The 25,912-nt window shown below is 63.0% G+C and carries 27 protein-coding genes; 21 read left to right on the top strand and 6 right to left on the bottom strand.

What is annotated here, in order from left to right:
- Positions 1 to 19: 19 nt before the first annotated feature.
- A complete protein-coding gene (locus BHK69_RS19235; protein WP_244548248.1) occupies positions 20 to 1,210 on the bottom strand; it encodes a pyridoxal phosphate-dependent aminotransferase in 1,191 nt (396 codons plus the stop codon).
- Between the two features lie 112 nt (positions 1,211 to 1,322).
- Between BHK69_RS19235 and BHK69_RS19230 the strand changes: the two genes are divergently transcribed.
- The 7 genes from BHK69_RS19230 (at position 1,323) to aat (ending at position 7,023) form a co-directional block, all read left to right on the top strand.
- The gene (locus BHK69_RS19230) at positions 1,323 to 2,192 is read left to right on the top strand and encodes a DsbA family protein (protein ID WP_244548247.1); all 870 of its coding nucleotides are present in this window, start codon (positions 1,323 to 1,325) and stop codon (positions 2,190 to 2,192) included.
- Positions 2,193 to 2,315: 123 nt separating this feature from the next.
- A complete protein-coding gene (locus BHK69_RS19225) occupies positions 2,316 to 2,708 on the top strand; it encodes a peptidoglycan-binding domain-containing protein (protein ID WP_069691502.1) in 393 nt (130 codons plus the stop codon).
- A 21-nt stretch (positions 2,709 to 2,729) separates the two neighbouring features.
- Complete coding sequence (locus tag BHK69_RS19220; protein WP_069691501.1) at positions 2,730 to 3,644, top strand: hypothetical protein; 915 nt, start codon at positions 2,730 to 2,732, stop codon at positions 3,642 to 3,644.
- A gap of 139 nt (positions 3,645 to 3,783) precedes the next feature.
- The gene (gene aroQ, locus BHK69_RS19215) at positions 3,784 to 4,242 is read left to right on the top strand and encodes a type II 3-dehydroquinate dehydratase (RefSeq protein WP_069691500.1); all 459 of its coding nucleotides are present in this window, start codon (positions 3,784 to 3,786) and stop codon (positions 4,240 to 4,242) included.
- A 78-nt stretch (positions 4,243 to 4,320) separates the two neighbouring features.
- Positions 4,321 to 4,779 (top strand): acetyl-CoA carboxylase biotin carboxyl carrier protein, encoded by a 459-nt coding sequence (gene accB / locus BHK69_RS19210; protein ID WP_069691499.1) that lies wholly within the window; start codon positions 4,321 to 4,323, stop codon positions 4,777 to 4,779.
- 44 nt (positions 4,780 to 4,823) lie between these two features.
- The gene (gene accC, locus BHK69_RS19205; RefSeq protein ID WP_069691498.1) at positions 4,824 to 6,188 is read left to right on the top strand and encodes an acetyl-CoA carboxylase biotin carboxylase subunit; all 1,365 of its coding nucleotides are present in this window, start codon (positions 4,824 to 4,826) and stop codon (positions 6,186 to 6,188) included.
- A gap of 154 nt (positions 6,189 to 6,342) precedes the next feature.
- The gene (gene aat, locus BHK69_RS19200; RefSeq protein WP_069691497.1) at positions 6,343 to 7,023 is read left to right on the top strand and encodes a leucyl/phenylalanyl-tRNA--protein transferase; all 681 of its coding nucleotides are present in this window, start codon (positions 6,343 to 6,345) and stop codon (positions 7,021 to 7,023) included.
- Between the two features lie 63 nt (positions 7,024 to 7,086).
- On the opposite strand, the gene BHK69_RS19195 is transcribed toward aat, so the two are convergent.
- A complete protein-coding gene (locus tag BHK69_RS19195; protein WP_069691496.1) occupies positions 7,087 to 7,707 on the bottom strand; it encodes a DUF2155 domain-containing protein in 621 nt (206 codons plus the stop codon).
- 216 nt (positions 7,708 to 7,923) lie between these two features.
- On the opposite strand from BHK69_RS19195, the gene BHK69_RS19190 reads away from it, so the two are divergent.
- Together BHK69_RS19190 and BHK69_RS19185 are read left to right on the top strand one after the other, a co-directional pair.
- Positions 7,924 to 9,267 (top strand): Nramp family divalent metal transporter, encoded by a 1,344-nt coding sequence (locus tag BHK69_RS19190; RefSeq protein ID WP_069691495.1) that lies wholly within the window; start codon positions 7,924 to 7,926, stop codon positions 9,265 to 9,267.
- Positions 9,268 to 9,356: 89 nt separating this feature from the next.
- On the top strand, positions 9,357 to 10,025 hold the full coding sequence (locus tag BHK69_RS19185; protein ID WP_069691494.1) for a cysteine hydrolase family protein: 669 nt from the start codon (positions 9,357 to 9,359) through the stop codon (positions 10,023 to 10,025).
- A gap of 22 nt (positions 10,026 to 10,047) precedes the next feature.
- Here BHK69_RS19185 and BHK69_RS19180 read toward each other — a convergent pair whose 3' ends face one another.
- Both BHK69_RS19180 and BHK69_RS19175 read right to left on the bottom strand, forming a co-directional pair.
- Entirely contained in the window at positions 10,048 to 10,458 is a 411-nt protein-coding gene (locus tag BHK69_RS19180) for an NADH:ubiquinone oxidoreductase subunit NDUFA12 (protein WP_069691493.1), read from the bottom strand.
- Positions 10,459 to 10,528: 70 nt separating this feature from the next.
- Positions 10,529 to 11,032 (bottom strand): hypothetical protein, encoded by a 504-nt coding sequence (locus tag BHK69_RS19175; RefSeq protein WP_069691492.1) that lies wholly within the window; start codon positions 11,030 to 11,032, stop codon positions 10,529 to 10,531.
- Positions 11,033 to 11,958: 926 nt separating this feature from the next.
- Between BHK69_RS19175 and BHK69_RS19170 the strand changes: the two genes are divergently transcribed.
- The 9 genes from BHK69_RS19170 (at position 11,959) to BHK69_RS19135 (ending at position 22,233) form a co-directional block, all read left to right on the top strand.
- Positions 11,959 to 15,678 (top strand): vitamin B12-dependent ribonucleotide reductase, encoded by a 3,720-nt coding sequence (locus tag BHK69_RS19170; RefSeq protein ID WP_069691491.1) that lies wholly within the window; start codon positions 11,959 to 11,961, stop codon positions 15,676 to 15,678.
- 349 nt (positions 15,679 to 16,027) lie between these two features.
- Positions 16,028 to 17,128: a patatin-like phospholipase family protein gene (locus tag BHK69_RS19165; protein WP_083269551.1), complete on the top strand. Its 1,101-nt coding sequence runs from the start codon at positions 16,028 to 16,030 to the stop codon at positions 17,126 to 17,128.
- 3 nt (positions 17,129 to 17,131) lie between these two features.
- On the top strand, positions 17,132 to 18,160 hold the full coding sequence (locus tag BHK69_RS19160) for a cyclic GMP-AMP synthase DncV-like nucleotidyltransferase (RefSeq protein ID WP_069691490.1): 1,029 nt from the start codon (positions 17,132 to 17,134) through the stop codon (positions 18,158 to 18,160).
- Positions 18,157 to 19,854, top strand: a complete 1,698-nt coding sequence (locus BHK69_RS19155; protein ID WP_069691489.1) for a ThiF family adenylyltransferase — start codon at positions 18,157 to 18,159, stop codon at positions 19,852 to 19,854. The genes BHK69_RS19160 and BHK69_RS19155 overlap by 4 nt, the downstream gene beginning before the upstream one ends.
- Positions 19,851 to 20,387, top strand: a complete 537-nt coding sequence (locus BHK69_RS19150) for a Mov34/MPN/PAD-1 family protein (RefSeq protein WP_069691488.1) — start codon at positions 19,851 to 19,853, stop codon at positions 20,385 to 20,387. Before BHK69_RS19155 ends, BHK69_RS19150 begins: the two co-directional genes overlap by 4 nt.
- A gap of 524 nt (positions 20,388 to 20,911) precedes the next feature.
- Positions 20,912 to 21,043 (top strand): antitoxin MazE-like protein, encoded by a 132-nt coding sequence (locus tag BHK69_RS33510; protein WP_342029733.1) that lies wholly within the window; start codon positions 20,912 to 20,914, stop codon positions 21,041 to 21,043.
- Positions 21,021 to 21,137 carry an antitoxin MazE-like protein gene (locus BHK69_RS33505; protein ID WP_342029732.1) on the top strand — a complete coding sequence of 39 codons (117 nt, stop codon included), beginning with the start codon at positions 21,021 to 21,023 and terminating at the stop codon, positions 21,135 to 21,137. Before BHK69_RS33510 ends, BHK69_RS33505 begins: the two co-directional genes overlap by 23 nt.
- Positions 21,134 to 21,415: a type II toxin-antitoxin system PemK/MazF family toxin gene (locus BHK69_RS19140; protein ID WP_069691487.1), complete on the top strand. Its 282-nt coding sequence runs from the start codon at positions 21,134 to 21,136 to the stop codon at positions 21,413 to 21,415. The genes BHK69_RS33505 and BHK69_RS19140 overlap by 4 nt, the downstream gene beginning before the upstream one ends.
- A 398-nt stretch (positions 21,416 to 21,813) precedes the next feature.
- Positions 21,814 to 22,233, top strand: a complete 420-nt coding sequence (locus BHK69_RS19135; RefSeq protein ID WP_069691486.1) for a hypothetical protein — start codon at positions 21,814 to 21,816, stop codon at positions 22,231 to 22,233.
- A gap of 134 nt (positions 22,234 to 22,367) precedes the next feature.
- On the opposite strand, the gene BHK69_RS19130 is transcribed toward BHK69_RS19135, so the two are convergent.
- The gene (locus BHK69_RS19130) at positions 22,368 to 22,724 is read right to left on the bottom strand and encodes a hypothetical protein (RefSeq protein WP_069691485.1); all 357 of its coding nucleotides are present in this window, start codon (positions 22,722 to 22,724) and stop codon (positions 22,368 to 22,370) included.
- A 527-nt stretch (positions 22,725 to 23,251) separates the two neighbouring features.
- Between BHK69_RS19130 and BHK69_RS19125 the strand changes: the two genes are divergently transcribed.
- Both BHK69_RS19125 and BHK69_RS31570 read left to right on the top strand, forming a co-directional pair.
- Complete coding sequence (locus tag BHK69_RS19125; protein WP_069691484.1) at positions 23,252 to 23,602, top strand: hypothetical protein; 351 nt, start codon at positions 23,252 to 23,254, stop codon at positions 23,600 to 23,602.
- Between the two features lie 1,027 nt (positions 23,603 to 24,629).
- Positions 24,630 to 25,387 (top strand): IS5 family transposase gene (locus BHK69_RS31570; protein ID WP_148663691.1). Its coding sequence is split into 2 segments (ribosomal slippage): positions 24,630 to 24,963 and positions 24,963 to 25,387, totalling 759 coding nucleotides; the frame shifts between segments, so codons are not numbered across the junction.
- Positions 25,388 to 25,396: 9 nt separating this feature from the next.
- On the opposite strand, the gene BHK69_RS32685 is transcribed toward BHK69_RS31570, so the two are convergent.
- Positions 25,397 to 25,546, bottom strand: coding sequence for a hypothetical protein (locus BHK69_RS32685; RefSeq protein WP_158516243.1), 150 nt, complete (start codon positions 25,544 to 25,546; stop codon positions 25,397 to 25,399).
- A 111-nt stretch (positions 25,547 to 25,657) separates the two neighbouring features.
- Between BHK69_RS32685 and BHK69_RS19110 the strand changes: the two genes are divergently transcribed.
- Complete coding sequence (locus BHK69_RS19110) at positions 25,658 to 25,846, top strand: DUF1289 domain-containing protein (protein WP_069691481.1); 189 nt, start codon at positions 25,658 to 25,660, stop codon at positions 25,844 to 25,846.
- The last annotated feature ends 66 nt before the right edge of the window (positions 25,847 to 25,912 follow it).

Raw genomic sequence — 25,912 nt, 5'->3', positions numbered from 1 at the left:
CGCCCTGCCCGCTTTGCGCTCAGCCGCGCTTCAGCCAGGCCCCGATCCGTTCGACGGCCTGCTCGCATTCCGTCAGCGAGCCGGCGAAGGAGAGCCGCATTGTACGGGCTCCACGGCTTTCGTCGAAATCGAGCCCAGGCGTGATCGCGACGCCGGCATGGTTCAGAACATCGCGGCAGAACGCCATGGAATCATTCGAATATCGGCCGATGTCGAGATAGATGTAGAAGGCCCCGTCGACAGGCAGGAAGTCCCCCAGCCCGATCTCCGGCAGGGCCTTCAGCAGAAAAGCGCGGTTTGCCGCGTAGCCGGCCTTGATCGCCTCGCATTCCGCGGTCGCCTCGAAAGCCGCCTCGCCCGCAACCTGGCTGAGATAAGGTACCGAGATCGACAAATTTTGCTGCAGCCGCTCGATCGTGCGCACCAGCCGCTCGGGCACCACGAGCCAGCCGACGCGCCAGCCGGTCATGCAGTAATATTTCGAGAAGGAGTTGACGATGATGGCGTCTGGATCGGCCGCGAGCGCCGTCGTCGCAGGCGCCTCATAGGTCAGGCCGTGATAGATCTCGTCGGAGATGTACCAGAGGCCGAGCTTGCGGCACTCCGCCGCCACGGCGGCGATGGCGTCGGGCGCCATCACCACGCCGGTCGGGTTGGCGGGGCTCATCGTCAGCACGCCGGCGAGCGGAGCCTGCGCATGCGCCCTGGCGATCAGCTCCGGCGTCAGCGCGAAGCGGGTCTCAGGCCCGACCTCGATCGCAACCGGCTCCAGCCCCAGCGCGATCAGGATGTTGCGATAGGCCGGATAGCCCGGCGCAGTGATGGCGACACGCGCACCGGGCTGGAAACAGGCCAGGAACGCCAGGATGAAGCCGCCGGAGGAGCCGGTCGTCACCACAACGCGCTGTGCCGCCACGCCGGCGCCATAAGCATCCCGATAATGCCGCGCGATGCGTTCCCTCAGCGAATCCGTGCCGAGCGCCTGGGTATATCCGATGCGGCCATGCTCCAGCGCGCGGCCGGCCGCCGCGCGAATGCTGGCCGGCGTCGGCGCGGAAGGCTGCCCGACCTCCATATGCACCACCGAACCGCCATTCCGCTCGATGGCGGCGGCCTGGTTCATCACATCCATGACGATGAAGGGCGAAACACGCTCGGCCCGCGCGGCGAGCGCTGGCATGAGGAGGCCGGAAGGAGCTGGCTGGGTCATGCCCGTTGCCGTAACCGAGCCGCCCTTATCCCGCAACCGCTGTCACAGCTGTGATTTGACGCAGTCCCGGTGAGAGCCCAGAAGCAATTCTGAAGGTTTTTTCGAAACCATGATGGGGCGAGATGCCCTGCCGGCCAGCGCCGGCCTGCCCGAAAGGACGATGATGATCGCGCTTCCCTTCCTGCTGCAGCTTGACTTTGCAGTGCTGCGCCGCGCCGGCCTCGCGCTCTCCGCGCTCCTGGTTGCGGGCAGCCTGACGATGGCGCCGGCCCGCGCGCAAAGCTCCGCCCTCACCCCCGAGCAGCGCAAGGCCGTGGTCGATCTGATCCGCGAGACGCTGCAGCAGAACCCCGAACTGGTCCAGGAAGCGCTGATCGAGATCGAACGCCGCAACACGGTCGCCCAGGCCGAGGCGCAGCGCAGCGCGGTCACGGCCGAGAAGGCCCGCCTCGTCGATCCCGCGACTTCGGTGATCGTCGGCAACCCACAGGGCGACGTCACCATCGTCGAGTTCATGGATTACAATTGCGGCTTCTGCAAAAGGGCGCTGGAGGATGTCCGCGCGCTTGTCAAGGAAGACCCGAAGCTCAAGGTCGTGATCAAGGATTTCCCGATCCTCGGACCGGATTCGGTCGAGGCCAGCCGCGTCGCGGTTGCAGCGATGAATCAGCTCCAGGGCGCGAAATACTTCGAGTTCCACAACAAATTGATGGCGACCAAGGGGCGCGTCAACGGTGCCAAGGCACTCGAGGTCGCCAAGGACGCCGGCGCGGATATCGAGCGCCTGAAGAAGGACATGGACGCCTCGGCGACCAAGGCCGTGATCGAGGACACCGTCGCCCTGGGCGATCGCCTGGGCCTCACCGGCACGCCCGCCTTCATCCTAGGCGACGAGGTCGTCTTCGGCGCAGTCGGCCAGGCGGCGCTGAAGGTCAAGATCGACGCCGTCCGCAAATGCGGCAAGGCGACCTGTAGCGGCTGAGGCTTGCAGCGGCCAAGGTTGCAGCGGGTCAAGCCCGCTTCAGGCTGCCATCGAACTGCCTGTTTTGCCGCGCGCGTTGCGGTTCGCTCTCTTGACCCGACCATAGGTCACCCTTAGCGTGCGATGGTCGGGTTCGGCGAGACAGGGCGGTACGGCATGGCTCTCACATCCTCGCGCTTTACCAGCGAGCCGCGTCTCCGCAAAGCTTCCGAGAACACGCCAGCGCTGAAGCAAGGCGACACCGGCGAAGGCGTTGCGATCTTGCAGACGGCACTGATCGATCTCGGCTTCGCCATGCCGAACTCCACCCATAAGGGCAAGACGCTGCCGGACGGCATTTTCGGCGCGGAAACCGCGATAAAAATACGCGAATTCCAGGCAGCGGCCGGCCTTGTCGCCGATGGCGTCGTCGGCCGCATGACGCTCTCCGCACTGGAAACCGCCGTCATTGCACAGACGACGCTTCAAGCCCGGCAATTTGCAGCCGCGGCACGGGTTCGCCGCTTTAATTCGTGATTTTGCCCCGGAGATCGCCCCATGGCTCTCGCCTTCGACCCGGCTAGCGCCTCGATCACCGCCAAGGCGGTTGGCGCAAAGGCCGATATCCATATCGGAACGCAACTCGCGCTACTGCACTGCACGGTCAACGCAAATCTGAACGTCGCCAATGTCGACACCGGCGGCCGGGGCGACAAGGGGCCGATGATCAACTTCACGGCACGCGTCTTCTTTCCCACCGACCCCAATAGCGGCGCCAACAAGATCGAGATCTCGAAATGGGATTTCGGCATCATCCAGGTGTCGGACGTGCAGGTGTTCGAGGCGCGCTATGCCGGGCGCCGGGAGAGCGAAGGCGAAGTCACGCTCAATCTCAAGGCCGGCTTCCGGGCAAATCCGTCGTTGGATGCCGACGAGGATCTTCCCGACATGATCTTCGAGCCGCGGCTGCTTACCGTCACGCCGGTCTTCGCGCCGAAGGCCGGCTTTCAGGTCGAGTTCAAGCCGGGCGACAACCCCAACAACCTGTTTCCGCTGAAGATCATCAACAAAGCGACCGATTCGCCTAACTTCCTGTTCTCGGCGCGACGCGACGAAGGCTTCATCACCTATTTCGTCGCCAGGGATCCCGCCGGGAAGACGCACCACCTCGCGCGCATCGGCTGGCATCTCGTCTGGCATGGGACCTGCCGCTGGACGAGCCCCAGTGCAAAGCCGACGGCGATGATGCTGGCTTCGCGGATCGACATAGGCCAATCCGTCAATGATGATCCCGCGAACACCGCCTTCCCGGCGATGTTCGCCGTAGCGAAGAACCCTCAGCGGCCGACGACGAATGAATGCCACAACGAGGCGGCCGACAAGGCGCTCGCCGAAAACCCGGTGCCGCCGGTCCATGTCGCGCTTAAAGCGCGCAGAAGCGACGTGCCGGTGAATTTCTTCCCGCCGCCATAGAGCCTGCCCGCGAGCGCGCCGCGACGCGATTTCGAAACCGGGCCGGCCTGCCATGCCGCACAGGCTTCCTTTGCCCGCATGTTCCGGTTAAGAGGGCGGCGTCTGCCGCTTTCATGCGGCGCTGGAATCACCGCGCACCATGGTCGCCGTCCACGTCCTCAACGGTCCCAATCTCAATCTGCTCGGCACCCGCGAACCCGCCACCTATGGCGCGGTGACGCTGGCCGGCGTCGAGGAGAGGCTCAAGGCCAAGGCGCTCGCGGCCGGCGTCGAACTGACCTTCCGCCAGACCAATTACGAGGGCGAGCTCGTCAGCTTCATCCAGCAGGCGGGCCTGGCCGGCGCGGGCATCGTCATCAATGCCGGCGCCTATACCCACACCTCGGTCGCATTGCGCGACGCGATCAAGGGCACCGAGGCGCTCGCCATCGAGGTGCATGTCTCCAATGTCCATGCCCGCGAGGAGTTCCGGCACCATTCCTACATGGCGCCAGTCTGCGTCGGCGTGATCTGCGGCTTCGGCGTCGCCAGCTATGATCTTGCTTTCGACGCGATCGTGCCGCTTCTGCAGAAGCGGCTCGCGAAACCGGCGGCCTGAACCGCCAGTATCTTCCACAGGATGGCGTGAGCGCGCTGAGCGCTCCGCTGCCAAGACGACAAAGACGGTGACACCGCCATGGCGACCAAGAGCCCGATCGACCCCGAACTGGTACGCGAACTCGCGCAGCTCCTTAACGAGACCGATCTGACCGAGATCGAAGTCGAGAAGGGCGATCTGCGCGTCCGCGTGGCCCGCACGATCACGGCAACCGTGCAGGTTCCCGCTTCCGCTGCGCCGCTGCCCGTCGCCGCTGCGCCCATCGCCGCTGCCCCGGTCGAGGGCAAGCCGTCCGCCGCCCATCCCGGCGCCGTTGCTTCGCCGATGGTCGGCACGGCCTATCGCCGCGCTTCGCCGGAGGCCAAACCCTTCGTCGAGGTCGGCAGCGTCGTGAAGGCGGGCGAGCGCGTCCTCCTGGTCGAGGCGATGAAGACCTTCAACGACATCGTCGCCCCCCGCGCCGGCAAGGTCGTCGCGATCCTGGTCGAGGACGGACAGCCGGTCGAATATGGCGAGCCGCTGCTGGTGATCGAGTGAGCCGGGCCCCGAGCGAGGATGGCCGATCCGATTTAGGCTTCAAGATGTTCGACAAGATCCTGATCGCCAACCGGGGTGAGATCGCGCTGCGCGTGCTGCGCGCCGCCAAGGAGCTCGGCATCGCCACGGTGGCGGTGCACTCCACCGCCGACGCCAACGCCATGCATGTGCGCCTCGCCGACGAGAGCGTCTGTATCGGCCCGCCCTCGGCGCGCGAGAGCTATCTCAACATCCCCGCCTTGATCGCGGCTTGCGAGATCACCGGCGCGGATGCCGTCCATCCCGGTTACGGCTTCCTCTCCGAGAATGCCCGCTTCGCCGAGATCCTGGACCGGCACAACATCACCTTCATCGGTCCCAAGGCGGAGCATATCCGCAGCATGGGCGACAAGATCGAGGCCAAGCGCACAGCCAAGGCGCTCGGCATCCCCTGCGTGCCGGGCTCGGAGGGCGGCGTCACCGACGATGACGAAGCCTTGCGGATCGCAGCCGAGATCGGCTTCCCCGTCATCATCAAGGCGGCGTCCGGCGGCGGCGGCAAGGGCATGAAGGTCGTGCGCAATGCGGACGACATGTCGGTTTCGCTCTCGACCGCCCGCACCGAGGCAAAGGCCAATTTCGGCGACGATGCCGTCTATATCGAGAAATACCTGGAGAAGCCGCGCCATATCGAGATCCAGGTGCTCGGCGACGGCAAGGGCCACGCCATCCATCTCGGCGAGCGCGACTGCTCACTGCAGCGCCGCCACCAGAAGGTCTGGGAGGAAGGCCCCTCGCCTGCTCTCAACGCCGGCGAACGCGACAAGATCGGCATGGTCTGCGCCAATGCGATGGCCAAGCTCGGCTATCTCGGCGCCGGCACGATCGAGTTCCTCTACGAGGATGGCGAGTTCTATTTCATCGAGATGAACACGCGCATCCAGGTCGAGCATCCCGTCACCGAGATGATCACCGGCATCGACCTCGTCAACGAGCAGATCCGGATCGCGGCCGGCGCCCCGCTCTCGATCATGCAGAAGGATGTGGTGATCGAGGGCCACGCCATCGAATGCCGGGTCAATGCCGAGCATCCCGCGACCTTCCGGCCTTCGCCGGGCAAGATCGCGTCGTTCCATACGCCCGGCGGCCTCGGTGTGCGGGTCGATTCGGCCGCTTATCAGGGCTACACGATCCCGCCGCATTACGATTCGCTGGTCGGCAAGCTGATCGTCCATGGCCGCAACCGGGCCGAATGCCTGATGCGCCTGCGCCGCTCACTCGACGAATTCGTCGTCGACGGCGTCGACACCACGCTGCCGCTGTTCCGCACGCTGGTGCGCAACCCCGACATCCTGAACGGCGACTACAACATCCACTGGCTGGAGAAATTCCTCGCGGCCGGCGGGATGGGCGAGACCGCCCCGAGCTGAGCGCTCTTCGCGGGGGTACACACGTCATGGTCGGGCTTGACCCGACCATCTCCCGCGGAAGAGGCATTATGTCCTGCCCGAGATTCTCGGGACTGCGCCCGAGAATGACGTGGCCGCGTTTGACTCCCCGCGCGGCCCGCGCTCCCATCACGCCATGAAGGCCCGCTCCGTGCCCGTCCGCTCGCCGCTGATCACGCCTGAGATCATGCTGCGCGCCTATACTGCCGGCATCTTCCCGATGGCGGAGAGCGCCGACGACCCTAATCTGTTCTGGGTCGAGCCCGAGATCCGTGGCGTCATCCCGCTCGCCGCCTTCCACCTGTCGTCGCGCCTGGCCCGCACCGTCCGCTCCGACCGTTTCGAGATCAGGGTCGACAACGCCTTCGACCATGTCATCGCGGCCTGCGCCGAGCCCAAGCTCGACCGGCCCGAGACCTGGATCAATGGCCGAATCCGCGAGATCTTCGGTGAATTGTTCCGCCTCGGCCATGTCCACACGGTCGAATGCTGGCGCGAGAACAGGCTCGTCGGCGGGCTCTACGGGCTCTCGCTTGGCGGCGCCTTCTTCGGCGAAAGCATGTTCCACCGTGAGACCGACGCCTCGAAGGTCGCCCTCGTGCATCTCGTCGCGCGGCTCAGGCGCGGTGGTTACAGCCTGCTCGACGCCCAGTTCCAGACCTCGCATCTCGCCCAGTTCGGCACCCAAGAGGTCCCGCGCTCGGCTTATCAGGGGCTGCTGGAGCGAGCCGTCGCCAAACCCGGCAATTGGTGGTCCTGGCCCAGGGGCACGAACACCGATGGGCGGCAGGCGCTGGCCGATCTCACTCCAGGCTGAGGCCTCGCCTCTCGGGAATGCGGGCTCGATCTCAACCCTTGAGCCAGAGCAGGCCGAACGGTCTCAGCGATTGCCGCCAGTAGCCGGATCTCTGGGACCGACGGGGTTGGTGGGGAAGAAGCGCTGGCTCGGCGCCTGGCGCGGCGCGACCGGCACACCCTGGGGCGGCTGCACATCGATGCGTCCGCCCGGCGCCGGCGCGTTCGGCGCCTGATTGACGTCGCGGGCCGGCGCGGTGCGCGGCCGGCGCGGGTCTTCGGGGACCGGGGCCTCCGGCTCCTTGGGATCGACGACGAGTTCGGTTCCGCCTTTGCAGTCGGTCAGCCAAACATCGTAGATCGCATGCTCGACGCCGTGCAGGCCGGGGCTCGCCGCATACATCCAGCCGGTGAAGATGCGCCGGTATTCGTTGTTGAAAGTCACCTCGTCGACCTCGGTGAAGGAGGTCGTCTGCGGCGCTTCTGTCGGCGGGCGCGTCCAGCAGACGCGCGGCGTGATCTGCAAAGCGCCAAACTGCACCGTCTCGTCGACCGCCACCTCGAAGGAGATGATCCGCCCTGTGATCTTGTCCAGCCCGGCGAAGACCGCAGTCGGATTGCGGATGCGATCGGCTGCAGCGGGCCCGCCCAGCGCAAACGAAACAAGCGTAGCAAGGGCCAGAACAGAAAGGCTGCGGGACGGCATGCTCAAAACGATTCTCTATCGCGCGAGGTCTCCGCGCGCTGGCGGCTTACCATGGCAAAGCGAGCGGAAAAAGGGCGATTGCGGTCTCCGCGCCAGCTATGCGTCATAGTCATGGGCGCCCGGGCGTTGCCATCACATGACAGCGTGATTTTCCTTATTGCGAATAATTTGCAGGAATGTATCTTGCAAATAATTCGCAAGAGCAGGTGATATCCAATGGACGTCTTCGTCAGGAAGCCCCCCGCCGGTTGGCGCCAGGATCGCGGTGAGGCCTCGCTCACCGACGTGCATCGCTCGGTCGACGTTCAAGGCTCCAAGCCGGGCTGGCGTCGCGCGGTCGCCTTCGTCGGCCCGGGCTATCTCGTTGCCGTCGGCTACATGGATCCGGGTAACTGGGCGACTTCGATCGCCGGTGGCTCGAAATTTGGCTACACCCTGCTCGTCGTCGCGTTGATGTCGAACATCATGGCGGTCGTGCTGCAGGCGCTCTGCGCGCGGCTTGCGATCGGCTCGGGTCGCGATCTCGCCCAGGCCTGCCGCGACTCCTTCCCGAAGCCGGTGGCGCTCACGCTCTGGGCGATGGCCGAGATCGCTATCATCGCCACCGATATCGCGGAGGTGATCGGTACCGCGATCGGGCTCAACCTGATCTTCGGCATCCCGCTCGAGATCGGCGTCCTGATCACCGCGCTCGACGTCTTCCTGATCCTGTACCTGCAGCGGCTCGGCTTCCGCTGGGTCGAGGCCTTGATCATCACCCTGCTCGGCGTCATCGCAATCTGCTTTACGATCCAGATCGCGCTGGCCGATCCCGATTGGGGGGCGGTGATCAGGGGCTTCGCGCCGACGACGCAGATCGTCACCAATCCCGAGATGCTCTACCTCGCGCTCGGCATCCTGGGGGCGACGGTGATGCCGCATAATCTCTATCTGCATTCGGGCATCGTACAGACCCGCGCCTATGGCGAGAGCCTGCCGGAGAAGCGCCAGGCGCTGAAATACGCCACGATCGACTCGACGGTGGCGCTGACCTTCGCGCTCCTGATCAACGCCGCGATCCTGATCCTGGCGGCGGCGACCTTCAACAAGACCGGCCAGACCGATGTCGCCGAGCTCGGCGAGGCGCATAAGCTGATCGGCCCGCTGTTGGGGCTGGCGATCGCACCAACCCTGTTCGGCATCGCCCTGCTCTGCTGCGGCATCAATTCGACGGTGACCGCGACGCTGGCCGGCCAGATCGTCATGGAGGGTTTTCTCAAGATCAAGCTGGCGCCCTGGCTGCGCCGGCTGATCACGCGCGCCATCGCCATCGTGCCTGCCGCCGCCGTGACCATCTGGTATGGCGACAGCGGCACGGCGCGGCTCCTGATCCTGACCCAGGTCGTACTCAGCCTGCAGCTCTCCTTCGCCGTCTTCCCGCTGGTGATGTTCACCGCAGACAAGGCGAAGATGGGCGCGCTCGTCGCTCCCCGCTGGCTCGCCATCTTCGCTTGGCTGATCGCGATCGTGATCGCGGCGCTCAACATCAAGCTGCTGTTCGATTTCGTAATCGGCGGCTGACGCGACGATTGCACTGGCGACCGCGAATCGGCTCTCTTCGGCTAGAGGCTGTTAGGGACTCTAGGCTTGGGCCGATCGCTGGACGACAGATGACATTGCGCCATCCAAGCGGCATCGACGAGGCCGTCGTCGCCAAGGTCGTGTCCCGGCGCGGGCGCCTCCATGCCTTCGAGAGCCTGAACCCGGCGCTAACCGCGCTCGTCGTCATCGACCTGATGCGCGCCTCGGTCGAGAATGACGAGGCCTGCCGCAAGATCGTCAGCCCGATCAACCGGATGGCGGCAGCGTTGCGCGGCCGCGGCGGCACGGTGGCCTGGGTCACCGCAGCGCCGATGCCGCTGGAGAGCCCTGTCCTGGCGGCGATCCATGGTCCGGAGCGGCTGCGGCATTTCCAGGACGGCGCCCGGCCCGATGACCCGCGCTCGCGGCTCTGGCACGAACTCACGCCGCAGCCCGGCGACATCCACGCCATGAAACAGGGTTACAGCGCCTTTTTCCCTGGGCGCTGCGACCTGCACGCGCAATTGCAGCGGCGCGGGCTCGACACGCTGCTGATTGCCGGGACGGTCACGAATATCTGCTGCGAATCCTCGGCTCGCGACGCCGTCGAACTGGGCTATCGCGTCGTTATGGTCTCGGATGCGAATACCGGCCACGCCCACGGCCTGCACGAGGCCTCGCTGACGACGATCTATCGCTGCTTCGGCGATGTCAGGCCGACAGCGGAGGTTTTGGAACTGATAGCTGCCACGGCATGAAGCGCCCTGCCCGGCCGGCGCCTCAGCGCCCTGGCGTCCAGGCCTCGTAGTCGCCGGTTGCCGGCGGGCGGTGGCCCCCGGCCAGCGTCGAGCCCTGCGGACGATAGGCCAGCGCCGTGCCGGTCCAGTTCTGCTGATGCGGTTCTTGCCACTCGCGCGGCTCGTAGCGCTCCTCGGAGGGCGCGACATCGACGGTGTGATGCAGCCAGCCATTCCAGCCCGGCGGGATCTTGGAGGCTTCCGCTTCGCCGTTATAGACGACCCAGCGACGCTGGATGCCCAGCGCCTTGTCCTTCACCCCGCCCTTGGTGCGGTAATAGACATTGCCGAACTCGTCGGCGCCGACCCGCTCGCCGAAGCGCCAGGTGTGGAAGCGCGTGCCGATGGTCTGGCCGTTCCACCAGGTGAAGATCTGCAGCAGCAAAGGCTTCATGAAAGTGCGCCCGTCGCGGTCGGTTTGCCTGGGCGACTTATGGAGAGATGGAACGGCGCTGTCCAGACCTCTACGCGCGTGGGCCGCCCGACCATCTGTCATTGGCCGACCGCTCCTTGCAGCGGATCAGCGTCATGACGGCCAGCACATCCTCATGCGCGGCCTGAAGCTGCCGCGTGCCCTTGTGGCGGAAAATCACGTTGGTGGGATGAACCCGGGTGCTTGAGGCGATGAGCGTCGCAACGACCTCCAGATTCGCCGGGTTCAGGTCATTGGGCCTGCTTGTGGGTTTTGGCGCCTGGCCCATGAATCGGGCTGCCGAACTCACCTCCATGACGACATGGGCGGTCGAACCCGAGACGCTGGAACTCGTGAAGGTCATCCCGTTGATCGGCATGCCGCTCGCGGAGATGCCGGTTTTATTGATGACGATGCGAGGGCCGCCGCAGCCCATCTTGGCCGACGACCACTCGCCAGCGAAAGCCGGCGACAGCGGTTCCTGATCTGTACATCCAGGCAGCGCCAGGAAACCAGGCAACGCCAGGACCGACAGAACAAAGGCGAGGCGTCGCATCGGCTTCTCCCGAACCACTCTCGAGCAGGATGCGAAAAAGTGGGCACCGGTTTTTCGCATCCTGCTCTCACTCTTAGATGCGAGACGGATTCAGATTTCACATGGGATCACTGTGTGATCCCATGTGAAATCATCCGGCTCTGGCGGTGAGACGCATAGCCTTTTCGCCTTAACTTGCCGCTAAACGGACCGCCGAAAATCCGGGGTGACCAACCGATGGGCTTGAGGCTTGGCCGCTCGCTCGGAGAAACCGCCGCCCTCGATGATTCATGCGACCGCGAAGATTTATGCGACCGCGAATATCGGCGCCACGATTCGGCCTTGATTCGAGATCGCTCCCATAGCGCCCGGCTTTCGCGAAGCCCGCATGGATTCAAGCACTTGATCGCGCCGCTGCAGATACCGCTTTCGTCCGTGGCCGAAAGACCGCCCCACTAACCCTAGGTTAACTATGATAGCGCGCATTTGATGCGTTTCTTCGGCGCGCGACTGTGGCAAGCTGTCGCCGCGGAGAGGATTCGTCCCGCGATTCCCAAGGCTTAGAGTGGGCCTTGAAACTTATCCCCATAACTCACACCTACCTACCAGATGTCGTGTCCACAGGGTTTGATGCGCACTAATCCTTGACGTGGCGACCCATTCGGGACTAAATTTTGACAGTCGCGTGACGGCCGGCGGAAACGCCATCGACACCCGCAAAAGAGTTTCCGGAAGGGTCGAGACGATCATCACGTGGCATGCCGGCAACGGCAGCGGCGAGCGATTGTTTGCGGACTGTTCTGGCCGCAACCGGACGAGTGAAGGCGGAACATAGCCGCCGCGGCGTCCACGGGGCACAAACCGAGTTGGGCTGACATCAGGAGCCGGTGATCAACCGGTCGCGCGAGGCTCGTGAAGCCCGCGGCATTGCATGGGGATACGAGATCATGCGCATCGAGCGCCGCTACACCTCCGCCGGCCAATCGCCTTACGCGGCGATTCCGTTCCGCTCTGCCGTCAGCGAGATCCGCAATCCCGATGGCTCGATCGTGTTCCGGCTGGAGGGCATCGAGGTGCCCGAAGCCTGGTCGCAGGTCGCCAGCGACGTGCTCGCCCAGAAATACTTCCGCAAGGCCGGCGTTCCGGCGGCCCTGAAGAAGGTCGAGGAAAACGACGTCCCCTCCTTCCTCTGGCGCTCCGTGCCCGATGAAACCGCGCTCGCCAAGCTCCCGGAAGCCGAGCGCTTCGTTTCCGAGATCTCATCCAAGCAGGTCTTCGACCGGCTCGCCGGCTGCTGGACCTATTGGGGCTGGAAGGGCGGTTATTTCTCCTCCGAGGAGGACGCGCAGGCTTTCCATGACGAACTGCGCTTCATGCTCGCGACCCAGCGCGTCGCGCCGAACTCGCCGCAATGGTTCAACACCGGCCTGCATTGGTCCTATGGCATCGACGGCCCGAGCCAGGGCCATTTCTACGTCGACTTCAAGACCGGCAAGCTGGTGAAGTCGAAGTCGAGCTACGAGCACCCGCAGCCCCATGCCTGCTTCATCCAGGGCGTGCAGGACGATCTCGTCAACGAGGGCGGCATCATGGACCTCTGGGTCCGCGAGGCGCGCCTGTTCAAATACGGCTCCGGCACCGGCTCGAACTTCTCGCTGCTGCGCGGCGAAGGCGAGAAGCTCGCCGGCGGCGGCCGCTCCTCGGGCCTGATGTCCTTCCTCAAGATCGGCGACCGGGCTGCGGGCGCGATCAAGTCGGGCGGCACGACGCGACGCGCCGCCAAGATGGTCGTGGTCGATGTCGACCACCCCGATATCGAGACCTATATCGACTGGAAGGTGCGCGAGGAGCAGAAGGTCGCGGCCCTCGTCACCGGCTCCAAGGTCGTCCAGAAGCACATGAAGGCCGTGATGAAGGCCTGCGTGAACTGCGAAGGCGATGGCGATTCCTGCTTCGACCCCGAGAAGAACCCGGCGCTGAAGCGCGAGATCAAGCTCGCCCGCAAGGCGATGGTGCCTGACAACTACATCAAGCGGGTGATGCAGTTCGCCAAGCAGGGCTACACCGACATCCAGTTCGACATCTACGACACCGACTGGGATTCGGAGGCCTATCTCACGGTCTCCGGCCAGAACTCGAACAATTCGGTCTCGCTGACCGACGACTTCCTGCGCGCCGTGGAAACCGATGGCGACTGGAACCTCACCGGCCGCACCACCGGCAAGATCACCAAGACGCTGAAGGCCCGCGACCTCTGGGAGAAGATCGGCTACGCCGCCTGGGCCTCGGCCGATCCCGGCCTGCACTTCAACACCACAATGAACGACTGGCACACCTGCGCGGCCTCCGGCCGGATCCGGGCGTCCAACCCGTGCTCGGAATACATGTTCCTCGACGATACGGCCTGCAACCTGGCTTCGGCCAACCTGCTGCAGTTCTATGATCGCGAGGCCAAGGCCTTCGATGTCGCAGCCTACGAGCATCTCTGCCGGCTCTGGACGATCGTCCTCGAGATCTCGGTGACGATGGCGCAGTTCCCCTCCAAGGAAATCGCCGAACTCTCCTACGAATACCGCACGCTCGGCCTCGGCTACGCCAATATCGGCGGCCTCTTGATGACCATGGGTCTTGGCTATGATTCCGACGAGGGCCGTGCGCTCGCCGGCGCGCTGACCGCGGTCATGACCGGCGTCTCCTATGCGACCTCGGCCGAGATGGCGGCCGAGCTCGGCCCCTTCCCCGGCTACAAGAAGAACGCCGCGCATATGCTGCGCGTCATCCGCAACCATCGCGTCGCGGCCCATGGCCAGGCTTCGGGCTATGAAGGCCTCCAGGTCACGCCAGTCCCGCTCGACCATGGCACGCTGGCGCGCCTGGGCGGCTCCAGCGCGCTGCTCTCGGAACGCGCCCGCATCGCCTGGGACAATGCGCTCGCGCTCGGCGAGAAGCATGGCTACCGCAATGCGCAGGCAACCGTGATCGCGCCGACCGGCACGATCGGCCTCGTGATGGATTGCGACACCACCGGCATCGAGCCCGATTTCGCGCTGGTGAAGTTCAAGAAGCTCGCCGGCGGCGGCTACTGGAAGATCATCAACGGCGCGGTGCCCGACGCCCTGCGCGCACTCGGCTACCGCGAGAGCGAGATCGCCGAGATCGAGGCCTATGCGGTCGGCCATGGCACGCTGGCGCAGTCGCCCGGCATCAACCACGGCTCGCTCAAGGCCAAGGGCTTCACCCAGGACAAGATCGACGCGATCGAGAAGGACCTGAAAGCCGCCTTCGACATCAAGTTCGTCTTCAACAAATGGACGCTGGGCGAGGATTTCCTCGTCAAGACACTTAAGGTGCCGGCTGAAAAGCTTGCCGAGATGTCCTTCGAATTGCTGCCTTTCCTCGGCTTCTCCAAAGCCGAGATCGAGGCCGCCAACGTGCATGTCTGCGGGGCGATGACGCTGGAAGGCGCACCGCATCTCAAGCTCGATCATTACAACGTCTTCGACTGCGCCAACCCCTGCGGGCGCATCGGCAAGCGCTATCTCTCGGTCGAGAGCCATATCCGCATGATGGCTGCGGCCCAGCCCTTCATCTCGGGGGCGATCTCCAAGACCATCAACATGCCCAACGACGCCACCGTCGAGGACTGCAAGAGCGCCTATATGCTCTCCTGGAAGCTGGCGCTGAAGGCCAACGCGCTCTACCGCGACGGCTCCAAGCTTTCGCAGCCGCTGAACTCGGCCCTGATCTCCGACGAGGACGATGAGGACGATGCCGTCGAGGCGCTGCACCAGCAGCCGATGGCGGCTCGCGCCGCCCATGTCGCCGAGAAGATCGTCGAGCGTATCGTCGAGCGCGTCGAGCGCAACCGCGAGCAGGAGAAGCTGCCGACACGGCGCAAGGGCTACACCCAGAAGGCCAAGATCGGCGGGCATACGCTCTTCCTGCGCACCGGCGAATATGATGACGGCCGCCTCGGCGAGATCTTCCTCGACATGAACAAGGAAGGCTCGGCGCTGCGCGCCTTGATCAACAACTTCGCCATCTCGGTGTCGCTGGGTCTGCAATATGGCGTGCCGCTGGAGGAGTATGTCGACGCCTTCACCTTCACCCGCTTCGAGCCCGCCGGCTTCGTCCAGGGCAACGACTCGATCAAGAACGCGACCTCGATCCTCGACTACGTCTTCCGCGAACTGGCGATCAGCTATCTCGGCCGTTATGAGCTCGCCCATATCGACCCGAGCGAGGTCGGCAATATCGGGCTCGGCAGCGGCGGCCAGAACCAGCAGGCAATGGCTGGCGCCACCCCGCAGACCTCGGTCTCGAAGGGCCTCGTCCGCTCGCGCGCCGACAAGTTGATGCTGATCCCGGGCGGCGCGGTGCCCGAAGCCCCGCGCCAGGCCAGCCAGGCCCATGGCTATGCCACGGCCGGTGCGACCGCGCTGAAGCAGGAGCCGGCCGAGCAGCCTTATGGCGAGGCGGAGATGGCCAAGCTCGGCTTCGCGGCCCCCGCCCCCGCCGGCCAGCCCAAAGCCTCCGAGCGTCGCGCCGAGGCGATCATGAAAGGCTATGTCGGAGACAGCTGCGGCGAATGCGGCAACTTCACCCTGGTCCGCAATGGCACCTGCCTGAAATGCAACACCTGCGGGTCCACGACTGGGTGCAGCTAGTCTTCAGTGGTGATGGTGAGATGCGGAACCCCAAATAGTTTGGCACATTCCCGCCGGCGAAAATGATATTAACGCAGTAAATACAGAGATTTAGGAGAAATCTCTGAGCTGCAATCAACCAGTTCGATCTGTCACGTTGGGTTCCTGGCGAATATTGGACGGAGCCTGACGGACAAGACAATTTCGCGTCGAAAGTTACGTCTCCCAATCTCGGGAGATCTCTTCTGCGGCGAGACTGCGAACTCGAAATGCTGGGCGGCTGAGATTCGGCCGCTCAGCTTTAAAAAGACGAACAAAACATGAATTAAAACCGGAGCGTGCGCTCCGCCCGAATGCGGAGCTAAAGGACATGCCGGAGAATAAGCCTTTCCGAGTTCTGAGTTTGGATGGGGGTGGGATGCGAGGAGTCTACACCGCAGCCTTCCTCGATCGCTTGGTTAAATACTTCGCTCTAAGTCGAAACGAACCGACCCTTGATCTCGGGAAGGGGTTCGACCTGATAACGGGCACCAGCACCGGCGCGATCGTCGCGTGCGCCCTGGCGGTAGGTAGGCCCCTGAGCGAAGTGGTGAGGCTCTACGAAAAGAGCGGTCCGGAAATTTTCCCTCACCGGATCAAGGGAACCATGAGCGCAATCTACCGCGCGCTTCGTGGGGACGCCTTCGTCAGACCAGGCGACAAGGCGCTTCGAGATGCTCTCACCACCGTACTCACCGATACCACCATGCGTCAGGTCTACGACCTGAGAGGGATCTCGCTCTCCGTTCCTGCCGTGGCGATGAAAAACCACAGGGCATGGGTTTTCAAGAAGACGGCGAAGAGCGGCCCGCGTGATGACAATTATCCCCTCGTCGACGTGTGCATGGCAACCAGCGCCGCGCCGATCTACCGCTCACTCGCCGCCATCGAGGATCCGATGGGGGGCCACGGTCGCAAGCAGGTTTTCGCAGATGGAGGGCTGTGGGCCAACAACCCGATCCTGGTCGGCATGATCGACGCGCTTGCCGCCGCAGCCCCAGGTCAGCCGATCGAGATCTTCTCGCTCGGGACCTGTTCGAGGCCTGAGGGCGAGACCATCAGCGACGACGAGGCTCATCGCTCGATGTTGGACTGGAAGTTGGGCGCGGATGTCGCGCCGTTGGCCATCAGTGCGCAGGAGTTCGCCTACGACAGCATGGCGCGCTTTCTTTCCGGCGCCTTCACCGACCTCGGACGGAGCGTCCGAACGCTGCGGTTTCCGAAGAAGGACGTGCCAGCGGAGATGCTCGATTACCTGGGCCTCGACGACTCTCGGGGGAGCGCGATGACGCGCCTCATCCAGCAAGCCTGCGCGGACGCGGACCTCATCAAGAGCGCCTGCGACGACACGAAGAACTACGACGGCGCGATGGTGAAGGCGCTGATGATGGACTTGCCCTCGATGCCGGTCACCGGCGCAGTTTGGAGGTAGGCGATGAAGGACTGCAACGAACAGGTCCGTGGTTATCACCAGGCCGAAGTGAAGATGAACGACTTCGGTCGTGAGGACATATTCAAGAAGGCGAAGGCCAACCGCACTCGGCTTCGCAACGGCTTGGCGCGAGACGACCGTCCCACCCCGGTCGGGTCGCGAACGCAAGGGTCCTACGCCATGCGGACCATGATCCACGACCCAGCCGGCGATTATGACATCGACGACGGCGTCTATTTCAAGAAGGAGGACCTAGTCGGCGAGCGGGACGGCGAGATGTCCGCGCTTGCCGTGCGCCAGATGGTCTGCGCCGCCCTTCAGGACGACAGGTTCACCGAGGTGCCGGAGGTGCTGAAAAACTGCGTCCGCGTCTATTATCAGCAGGGCTACCACGTCGATGTGCCAGCCTATAGGCGCGTTCGAACGACAGATCCACTGACGGGCATCACTAGCGACAAGTACGAACTCGCGGGAGCATATTGGAAGGCATCGGACGCGCTAAGCGTGACGAAGTGGTTCCGCGATCAGAACAAGGCGCTTTGCAGCGATGCGACTGGCAACGGCAACAACGGCCAGTTCGTTCGGGTCGTGAGGTTGGTAAAGGCATTTGCGCGCAGCCGCCCTCATTGGAATGGCAAGATGGCGAGCGGCTTCGCGCTGACGAAGCTTGTCGCCGAGCATTACCGCGAGGATACGGGGCGAGACGATCAGGCGCTACGGGAGGTCCTTCGCGCCATTCGTGACCGCCTAGAATACAATGATGGGGTCCGGCATCCGACCTTGGACGAAAACATTGCCGATCCAGGCAGCGCCAGGACAGCGTTTCTCCGCAGTAAGCTGGTCGACAAGCTGCCCTGTCTCGATGTGCTCGACGACCCGGACTGCACGCACGACCAAGCGATGCGAGCGTGGGACAAGTTCTTCAAGTCTGAGTGGTTCCGCATACAGCCGGACCCAGCCGACGAGGAGGACTTGGAAAACAAGACGAAAGCCCCCGCGGTGATCAAGTCCGGCGGGCAAGGCTACGCATGACGGTTAATGTCCCTCTCCCGGTCACCGATGCCATTGCCGCCGTCGATGCTTGGTTCGAGGGGCTCGGCCGCCCTTTTCTGGGCAAACTCCCGGCCGATGACCCGCTGCTTGCCGGCAGGGGCAAGGTGGGGTGGCGAATATCGACCAGGGGACACGAGCTGCTCGTTCTGGTCGACGCCGCCTTCCCGTTTTCGCGACCCAACTGCTATTTGCCAATCGCCACGCGCGCGATGCCACACGTTGAGCGCGACGGTAAGCTCTGCCTGAGGAATCCGGAACTGCCTGGCGATCCTGTCAGCGCAATTTCCGCAGCAATCGGGCTTGCGCGCAAGCTTCTGGCCGACATAGCGGCAGGAGCCGAGGATGACGACTTCCAGGAGGATTTCGGCCTCTACTGGGCCCAGGGCTGCTACGGGCATCCCGCACGCCTGCTTGGATTAGCCGGGGCACCGAGCGCCTTTAGCGCTTGGATGGCCTCGGACACAGCGCTGTACGGCTTCAGAAACCGAACCGATGCAGAGCGATGGTGGAAGCACCGATTTGGACAATCCGCAGCGAAGGTCCATCGGATGGCAACCATTGCATTGGATGTCCTGCCGCATCCGGACAGCTATCCGAAAACGGCAATTGAGCTGTGGGAGCTAGTCGAGCGGCGTTCGAAGGACGGCACGGCAATTCTCCGCGAGTGCCTGGACCAGTGTCCAAAGTCGCTCCTGGTCACGTTGACCGGTTTCGCGCCCTCAGGTCGCGCTCACGCTGCATCGCTATATCTGTCTCGCAAGGTCGATGACAGGAAGGTACCCCTCAAGCGTCGTGTCATCGTCGGCGCGTCTCGCACCGGTCCACTGTCAATCGAACGCCTGTGCGAAGACTTCAACGTAAGGCGCTTGACGACCCAGGCGCTGGACGCCGCCAGCAGTCGCTTGCCATATGCCGAACGCGACCAGCTCGCTCGATCCCGGGTGGCGGTGATCGGCTGTGGCGCGCTTGGTTCGGGCGTGGCCCGACTCCTCGCCAAGTCAGGTATCGGTCAGCTCTTCCTCGTCGATCCAGACACGATGGGTTGGGAGAACATCCGCAGACATCAGCTCGGGGCTGGTTTTGTCGGTCTCAACAAGGCGAAGGCCCTAGCGCATGCGATAGCGCAGGAGAATCCGGATATTGTCTCCATCACGCCCCATGGCGTGAACATACAAACAGTCCTGGCCGAAGAACCCGCCTTGCTTAGGAAAATGGACTTGGTTGTGGCCTGCACGGCGAACTGGGCAGCCAACGCCGCCATCGACAACTATATGGTCGTCCATGGCGGTCCGGTGTGCATCTACGCCTGGATGGAAGCGCATGCGCTGGCTTCGCACGCGGTCCTGGTCACGCCGGACAAGATGTTCGCGTTGGGATACGACGCTGCCGGCAACCCACCGATGACCACTTCGATCAGTGAAAGACCGGCACCTGTGGAGTGCGGCGGGTTGACCACGCCGTTCGGAGCGATTGAGCTTGCCCATGCGGAAGGTCTAGCGGCGCGTCTCGCAATGGACTTCCTCCGCGGCAGGTCGACCAAGGCCGAATGGCGAACCTGGTTGACCGACGCAGCATCGCTTGCCGACGCTGAGGGGGCATGGACGCCGGAGTGGCTGGCCTCGCGCGGTGAGCCCAATCCCCTCGGGGAAATCGTCAGCGCGGAATGGCAATGACCGACGACAAACTCACTCTACGCAGCGCGAACCTAGCCGTCTCGCTCAGCCAGTCGGCCATTCAGACATTTCATGCCCACCGGCAGATGCACTTCTGGCATCGGGAGGCCGGAGGCCAGCTGTTCGGGATCTCCAAGCCGGGGCATTGGGTCATCTTGGATGCCACCGGGCCGCGGACGGAGGACCGCAGGAGCCGATTTGCGTTCTGGCCGAGCCGGGCGGCCGAGCAACGGGAGATCGAAGCCTACCACGAGCGTGGCCTAGAGTATTTGGGCGATTGGCATACCCACCCTGAGAACGAGCCAACACCTTCGTCAAAGGATATCGACACCATTCGGGACATCGTGCGGGAGTCGCAACATCACCTTCCCGGCTTCTTGCTTTGCATTATTGGAAGGGCTGAATTAAGCGCCGGAATGTGGCTGTCGTTCCATGACAGAGGCGGTGCAACGACGCGATTGACTTCACGTCGAAATATTGAAGAGGCGACCGGATCGACTGCCCGATCACCGTCGAAGGTAAGAATAATATAAAATTTGCAGTCGCGACCTAGGCCGCTAACGACCGCTCAATAGCGAGCGGATCTCGGCAGCAGTCATCCAAGCGTGCCGTCCGTCGTAAGTCTGCGGCGAACCATTCCCCAGACTTCCTTTGGTCACCAGCATGATCTTCCGGCCTCTTGATGATAATTTGCCGATCTCGGCGCCCTGCCCGCTTGCAACAGAACAGAGAGAGAGATCACGATGCGGCTCGCCGGCCGGACGTCTGCAGACATCGCTAGCCAAGCGCAGGCTTTGTGCGATGCAAGTTAACTAGAGCAAAAATAGAACAAACATAAATCCGCTTCCAGGGCTGTCTCGATCGGATGTGTAGGTGGCCTGATCGAGGGCGCCAAATAACCAGCTCGGCGCCTCCAAGCACGCTCGGCAAAGGCGTCACGCATAGCCGATACAATCGCGCGATGTAGCCTGGTTGATGGCGTGGTTCGTGCGCCCTAGCGGGTGTGGTCACGCTCCGTAGTCCATGGCAGGTTACATGTAACCAGAGGAGCATAACAATGGCATCGGCTTCGAAGCCAAAGCCCTCAAGAGTGAAGGTGCGTGACTATCGCGAACGGCTGCGATCGCAAGGATTGCGGCCCATTCAAATTTGGGTTCCCGACGTTCGTGCAGCTTCCTTTCCAGACTGAGGCCCACCGCCAGTCGCTCGCCGTTGCGTCGAGCAAGCGCGCCCAAGAAGATCAGTCGTTTATCGACGCGATCTCGGATTGGGGCGACGAATGAGGCGTGGCGAGATCTGGACCGTCGCGGGCGGCAAGGAATACGCAATCAAGCCGCGCCCGGTCGCCATCGTCCGGGATGACAGCTTTGACGCTACGAATTCTGTCACCATTTGCGCGTTCACGACGGACGATAACGAAGCACCGTTGTTTCGCCTGCCGGTGCAGCCCAACGAGCGCAACGGGCTGCGTGCCGCATGCCAGCTGATGGTGGACAAGATTACCGAGCGAGGCAACTTCCATCTTCCGCATCAGTTGCCCCAGTGCGACAAACGGATTTAAACGGAGAGACAACTCCGGGTTGCCATATACGGTCATCGCCGGCCCGCGCGCCGGGTCCCGCGAGAGCCGTCCATCAACGACTTGATTGGCGTAGAAATTCGCCTCTAAACGCTACGTCATGCGCAGGGGGGGGGCGCTGTGGTTACCAAAGGGGGGGCAATGGGCACGTCATTTCGAGCTACCGGCACTAGGGCTCGGACCCATAAAGTGGTTGGCCTCGCCGGCTTGGTGTAATTCATGGCTTCCGGGAGGAAGCGATGAATTGGGCTCGTTTCTGGTCTTTGGAACTTATCTGTGGCCTGCCCGTTCGCTATGGGTTCAGCCCAAATCACTAAAGCTAATTTAGTCATCATGGCTGCAGCAACCTTCATCGTTGATTTCCAAAGGGAGCAAGTTCGATGATCAATCGGCGTCTCGCACTCGGACTGATCGCGACGGCCACCACGATCGGCGCATCTCGCATCGCCTTCGCGAAGGAGAAACAACATCTCAACGGAAAAAGCCTTCTCGGCGAAAAATTCAAAAAGAATGGCAAGCACAAGATTCATACGACTGGAAAGAAAGTTGATGTCTTTGCCGAAGTGAGCAACGGTAAGGTAACTTCCGTCAATGCCGCTGGAATGCAGGTTAAGAAGGTAAGGTCACGGCAGAAGCTAGCCGAAACTGGCCCGAGCATAATACTCGCCAGTACGCAACTCGCACAAGCCGACAGCTACTACTACGGCTATTGGGTCTATGACGATCTGACCGACTACTACTTTTGGTTCCCAGCTGAGTACGTGATAATCGATTCATCCTGGATCGACTACGTGGGTTAGAGAGCGGCAGCGATCGGCCGAAGTTCAAGCTTCGGCCTGATCTGCGCCATATGTTTCTCAACCGTGGGCATATGGGTGATTGATAACGTCCGCTACCCGGCGAGCGTTGTGACGACAGGTTTGGCAATGCCGATTTAGAACCGCAAACCAAACTCGCCTGCGACCAGCGGGTTGGACAAGGATCGAGGATCCGACTTTGCGTCCAGCAGAACCCACGGCTCCACCTGCAGGATCGCTGATGAGCAGAGATCGGGGACACGGTCGATCTCTTTCACTTCAAGCCCGTGGTGGGACTTGAACCAAATCCTGTCGTGATCGACGATACTGATTATGGCAATGGGGACTTGGAAGAGCCGGGCAGCAATCGCTTTCACCCGATCGAATGCGCCATCAGGTGGTGTGTCGAGAATATCATAGCGCCGAATGGCTGCTAGCCTAGCGGCTTCAGCCTCCGCCGACAGAAAGCCCGGCGAATTCTCGATAAGTGTCATTCTGAGATTTCCTATCCCCCGAGTTCACCACCATTAAATGTGTCGTTCGTATATGTCTTTTGACATGCCGGCCGACGAATCCGCTGTGCCATCGTTGACTCTACGTGCCGCCCTGCGGGTATGTTCCTCTTCATGTGCGGACGCTTCTCTCAGCACTACACTTGGCAGCAGATCCATGCCTTCAGTGAGCCGCTGACGCTGGCGCCCTGAGGTTGTCGTCTTGACAGTGTAGAGCGATTGGGGTGCTCCGCCTGGCTAGACGTTTCGGCCGTCGCCGCGACATACGATGCAACGGCAATGTCTGCCGTTGCATCCCAACGAGAACCCGCACCTGCTACGCCGCGCACCGTTACGGTGGGAGCAGAACGACGTTGCAGAAGCCTCGCTCGTGTCGCTCCCGTCGATAACCTGACTACACTCGAAATGTCTCCGACAGCGGCGACCTGCGCCGCCCGGCGGTGCTCATGCGACGCCAAGAATTCTGCCACAATCGCGTTGCTCTTCCGGTTGAAACCCGGAGGAAGCAAATGTCTCGAATCAGCGTTGTTGCGATTTTGTCCGCACTGTCGATCATCACAGCACCATGGCCCGCTACAACCGCAACAGCCCAGACGATCGAGCTGGGCCCGAACGGTCTACGCGTCAATCCTCCTGAGCCGTTCATTGAAGTCCCCGATAGGCCCCGCCCACGCTACGAGCGGGAAGGCATCTCTGAGGGCGAGGCAGTGCGGATCGCGAGGCGCGAAGGCCTGGAACGTGTCGAGCGTGTGCGCCAGGGCCGGAGGGGCTGGGTGGTCGCTGGCATCGATGTGGACGGCGACGACATCCGCGTCATAATCAGCAACAGCGGCGACGTCATCGACGTCCAGCGCGAGTGAGAAGGTGAGTCGCCAGCGCCCTCTACACAGCGGTCGTGTCCATGATCGATCTCCGATTGAAAATCAGTCGCAGCTGCGCCAATTGAGCGATGCCTACCCCTGCCCCCGGTCCGGTGGGCTGGTCGGCAGCAGGTCGATGTCGCGTCTTCTTGCTGCCGGCCTTTACCTCCCGCAGTCGCGATCCGGTCTGGTTCGCCTACATCCGAAGGACATGAGGCCGCTATGTTCGTTCGTATGGCGACAAGCCGCTGGGTGCTTCTGAAGCAGCCTGACGAGGCTCGGACCTTGGCGCTGACAATCATCCTCGGACTGGTCATCGGGGCCATCAATGGGGCATCGTGCGGCTCGCCTGCTGAGGCTGCCGGAGAAACGGCATAACTTCCGCTCGGGACATCCAGAACTATTCAGAATACGAGAGAGCGCGAGATTGAGGGCATCATGGCTTCAGGTCAGGACCAGTACCGTGCCAAGTGATCCGAGGAACAATATCAAAAGGCCCTTGCCGCATCGCGAGCAACAGGCAAGTAGTCCGGGAACGCGTGTCCGGGCAACGCGTTGAATGGGCCGGAGCAGTGATTGATGACCATCACCACCTTCGCTCGGCTACTTGCCGTGGTCGTGATCGTGGTTATCGCCGCCGCATCAATCGCTGACCTCATTTTCTACAAGCCCAAGCCTAAGCCAGACGTACCGGCGACCGCACCGGTAGCGTCGGTGGTCCCCGCCCCGTCAATCCCGCTACCTCAACCGCCGCCACCTCCGGTAAAGATTGAACAAGTCGCGCCAGCTCGTGAGCCAGTGCCTGAGATGATGATGGCACCGTTGCCACCGCGCCGACCGGCGAACCTGAAATTAGCTCCCAGTCGGCCAATGCCCCGCTGAAGCGGGATGGACGGGGAATGGCCCGTATGAGGATAATCCTCTGAACAAAGAATGGAACCGACTTACCGTCCTTTAGGGCTCGGACCCATAAAATGGTTGGCACCGGCGGCTCGGTGTGATTCACGGCCTCCGGGAGGAAGCACGGATGAATCGGGATCATTTCTGGCTCACGGACGCGCAATTCGCGCGGGTCGAGCCGCATTTGCCAACGGATACGCGCGGCAAGCCTCGTGTTGACGACCGCCGGGTGATCAGCGGCATCGTCCATGTTTTGAAGTCCGGCGGGCGCTGGATCGATGCGCCGCCCGATTACGGGCCACGCAAGACGCTCTACAACCGCTATGTCCGCTGGGCCGCCAAGGGCGTCTGGGTTGATCTCTTCCATGCTTTGGCGAGCGCCGGCGGTCCCCCGGCCCAGGTGCTCATCGATAGCTCCGCCGTGAAGGCGCACCGCTCGGCCTCGGGCGGAAAAGGGGGGAGCGCAACCAGGCCATAGGTCGTTCTCGCGGAGGTCGCACGACCAAGATCCACGCGCTGACCGATCGCGACTGCCGACCTATCGCCTTCCTGCTCACCGGCGGACACGTCGCTGATTGCACAGCCGGATCGGTCCTGCTGCAGCAGATGCCGGCCGCTCGCATCCTCCATGGTGACAAGGGCTACGACAGCAACGCCATCCGCCGGCAGGTCGAGGAGAATGGCACGATGCCCAACATCCCGCCCAAGGCCAACCGGCGCTGGAAGAACTGCTTCTCGCCCGTCCTCTACCGCGATCGAAACGCCATCGAGCGCATGTTCTGCCGCCTCAATGATTTCCGCCGCGTCGCCACACGATACGATCGTAACGCCGTCAACTTCCTCGCCGCCGTCTGCATCGCAGCGACCGTCAGCTACTGGTTATGAGTCCGGGCCCTAGAGCGCTTCGTCGAGACGCTCAAGGTCGCCAGGCAAACGCGCGGCATCATCTGGCAGAACTTTGCCGGCACCATCGGCGTCGATACGCTCGGCATCGCGCTTGCTGCCTTCGGCTTCCTCAATCCGCTGCTTGCGGCCGGCATCCATGTCGTCTCGGAGCTGGTGTTCATCCTCAACTCAGCCCGTCTCCTGCCGACGCCTGAGAAAACGATCATGGCGGCGCCTGAACTCAAGCCCGAACCCGCGAAAGTGTAAGCTGTGGCCCTGGCGTCGCCTTGTCTCGATATCTGCAAATTCGACCGCAAGGCGGACCTGTGTGTCGGTTGCTTCCGTACCACGGCTGAGATCCGCCAGTGGGGGAAGTTCACCGATCACAAGCGCCGCCAGATACTGGCGGAACGCCGCCGGCGCGAGGCCAAACTGGCCGCGCGCAAGACGTCCCTTTGATGGTGCGTTCAACCATGGCGATCGCGAGAGCAATACCCTACCCGCCATGCGGCGATAAGCCGAACT

Source organism: Bosea vaviloviae (genome assembly GCF_001741865.1).
Lineage (GTDB): Bacteria > Pseudomonadota > Alphaproteobacteria > Rhizobiales > Beijerinckiaceae > Allobosea > Allobosea vaviloviae.
This window is presented reverse-complemented; position numbering and strand designations above follow the sequence as displayed.

Coding starts and splice junctions, on each gene's coding strand:
- BHK69_RS19235 (WP_244548248.1), bottom strand. CDS start 1,210: ATGACCCAGCCAGCTCCTTCCGGCCTCCTCATGCCAGCGCTCGCCGCG.
- BHK69_RS19230 (WP_244548247.1), top strand. CDS start 1,323: ATGGGGCGAGATGCCCTGCCGGCCAGCGCCGGCCTGCCCGAAAGGACG.
- BHK69_RS19225 (WP_069691502.1), top strand. CDS start 2,316: ATGGTCGGGTTCGGCGAGACAGGGCGGTACGGCATGGCTCTCACATCC.
- BHK69_RS19220 (WP_069691501.1), top strand. CDS start 2,730: ATGGCTCTCGCCTTCGACCCGGCTAGCGCCTCGATCACCGCCAAGGCG.
- aroQ (WP_069691500.1), top strand. CDS start 3,784: ATGGTCGCCGTCCACGTCCTCAACGGTCCCAATCTCAATCTGCTCGGC.
- accB (WP_069691499.1), top strand. CDS start 4,321: ATGGCGACCAAGAGCCCGATCGACCCCGAACTGGTACGCGAACTCGCG.
- accC (WP_069691498.1), top strand. CDS start 4,824: ATGTTCGACAAGATCCTGATCGCCAACCGGGGTGAGATCGCGCTGCGC.
- aat (WP_069691497.1), top strand. CDS start 6,343: ATGAAGGCCCGCTCCGTGCCCGTCCGCTCGCCGCTGATCACGCCTGAG.
- BHK69_RS19195 (WP_069691496.1), bottom strand. CDS start 7,707: ATGCCGTCCCGCAGCCTTTCTGTTCTGGCCCTTGCTACGCTTGTTTCG.
- BHK69_RS19190 (WP_069691495.1), top strand. CDS start 7,924: ATGGACGTCTTCGTCAGGAAGCCCCCCGCCGGTTGGCGCCAGGATCGC.
- BHK69_RS19185 (WP_069691494.1), top strand. CDS start 9,357: ATGACATTGCGCCATCCAAGCGGCATCGACGAGGCCGTCGTCGCCAAG.
- BHK69_RS19180 (WP_069691493.1), bottom strand. CDS start 10,458: ATGAAGCCTTTGCTGCTGCAGATCTTCACCTGGTGGAACGGCCAGACC.
- BHK69_RS19175 (WP_069691492.1), bottom strand. CDS start 11,032: ATGCGACGCCTCGCCTTTGTTCTGTCGGTCCTGGCGTTGCCTGGTTTC.
- BHK69_RS19170 (WP_069691491.1), top strand. CDS start 11,959: ATGCGCATCGAGCGCCGCTACACCTCCGCCGGCCAATCGCCTTACGCG.
- BHK69_RS19165 (WP_083269551.1), top strand. CDS start 16,028: ATGCCGGAGAATAAGCCTTTCCGAGTTCTGAGTTTGGATGGGGGTGGG.
- BHK69_RS19160 (WP_069691490.1), top strand. CDS start 17,132: ATGAAGGACTGCAACGAACAGGTCCGTGGTTATCACCAGGCCGAAGTG.
- BHK69_RS19155 (WP_069691489.1), top strand. CDS start 18,157: ATGACGGTTAATGTCCCTCTCCCGGTCACCGATGCCATTGCCGCCGTC.
- BHK69_RS19150 (WP_069691488.1), top strand. CDS start 19,851: ATGACCGACGACAAACTCACTCTACGCAGCGCGAACCTAGCCGTCTCG.
- BHK69_RS33510 (WP_342029733.1), top strand. CDS start 20,912: ATGGCATCGGCTTCGAAGCCAAAGCCCTCAAGAGTGAAGGTGCGTGAC.
- BHK69_RS19140 (WP_069691487.1), top strand. CDS start 21,134: ATGAGGCGTGGCGAGATCTGGACCGTCGCGGGCGGCAAGGAATACGCA.
- BHK69_RS19135 (WP_069691486.1), top strand. CDS start 21,814: ATGATCAATCGGCGTCTCGCACTCGGACTGATCGCGACGGCCACCACG.
- BHK69_RS19130 (WP_069691485.1), bottom strand. CDS start 22,724: ATGACACTTATCGAGAATTCGCCGGGCTTTCTGTCGGCGGAGGCTGAA.
- BHK69_RS19125 (WP_069691484.1), top strand. CDS start 23,252: ATGTCTCGAATCAGCGTTGTTGCGATTTTGTCCGCACTGTCGATCATC.
- BHK69_RS32685 (WP_158516243.1), bottom strand. CDS start 25,546: ATGGATGCCGGCCGCAAGCAGCGGATTGAGGAAGCCGAAGGCAGCAAG.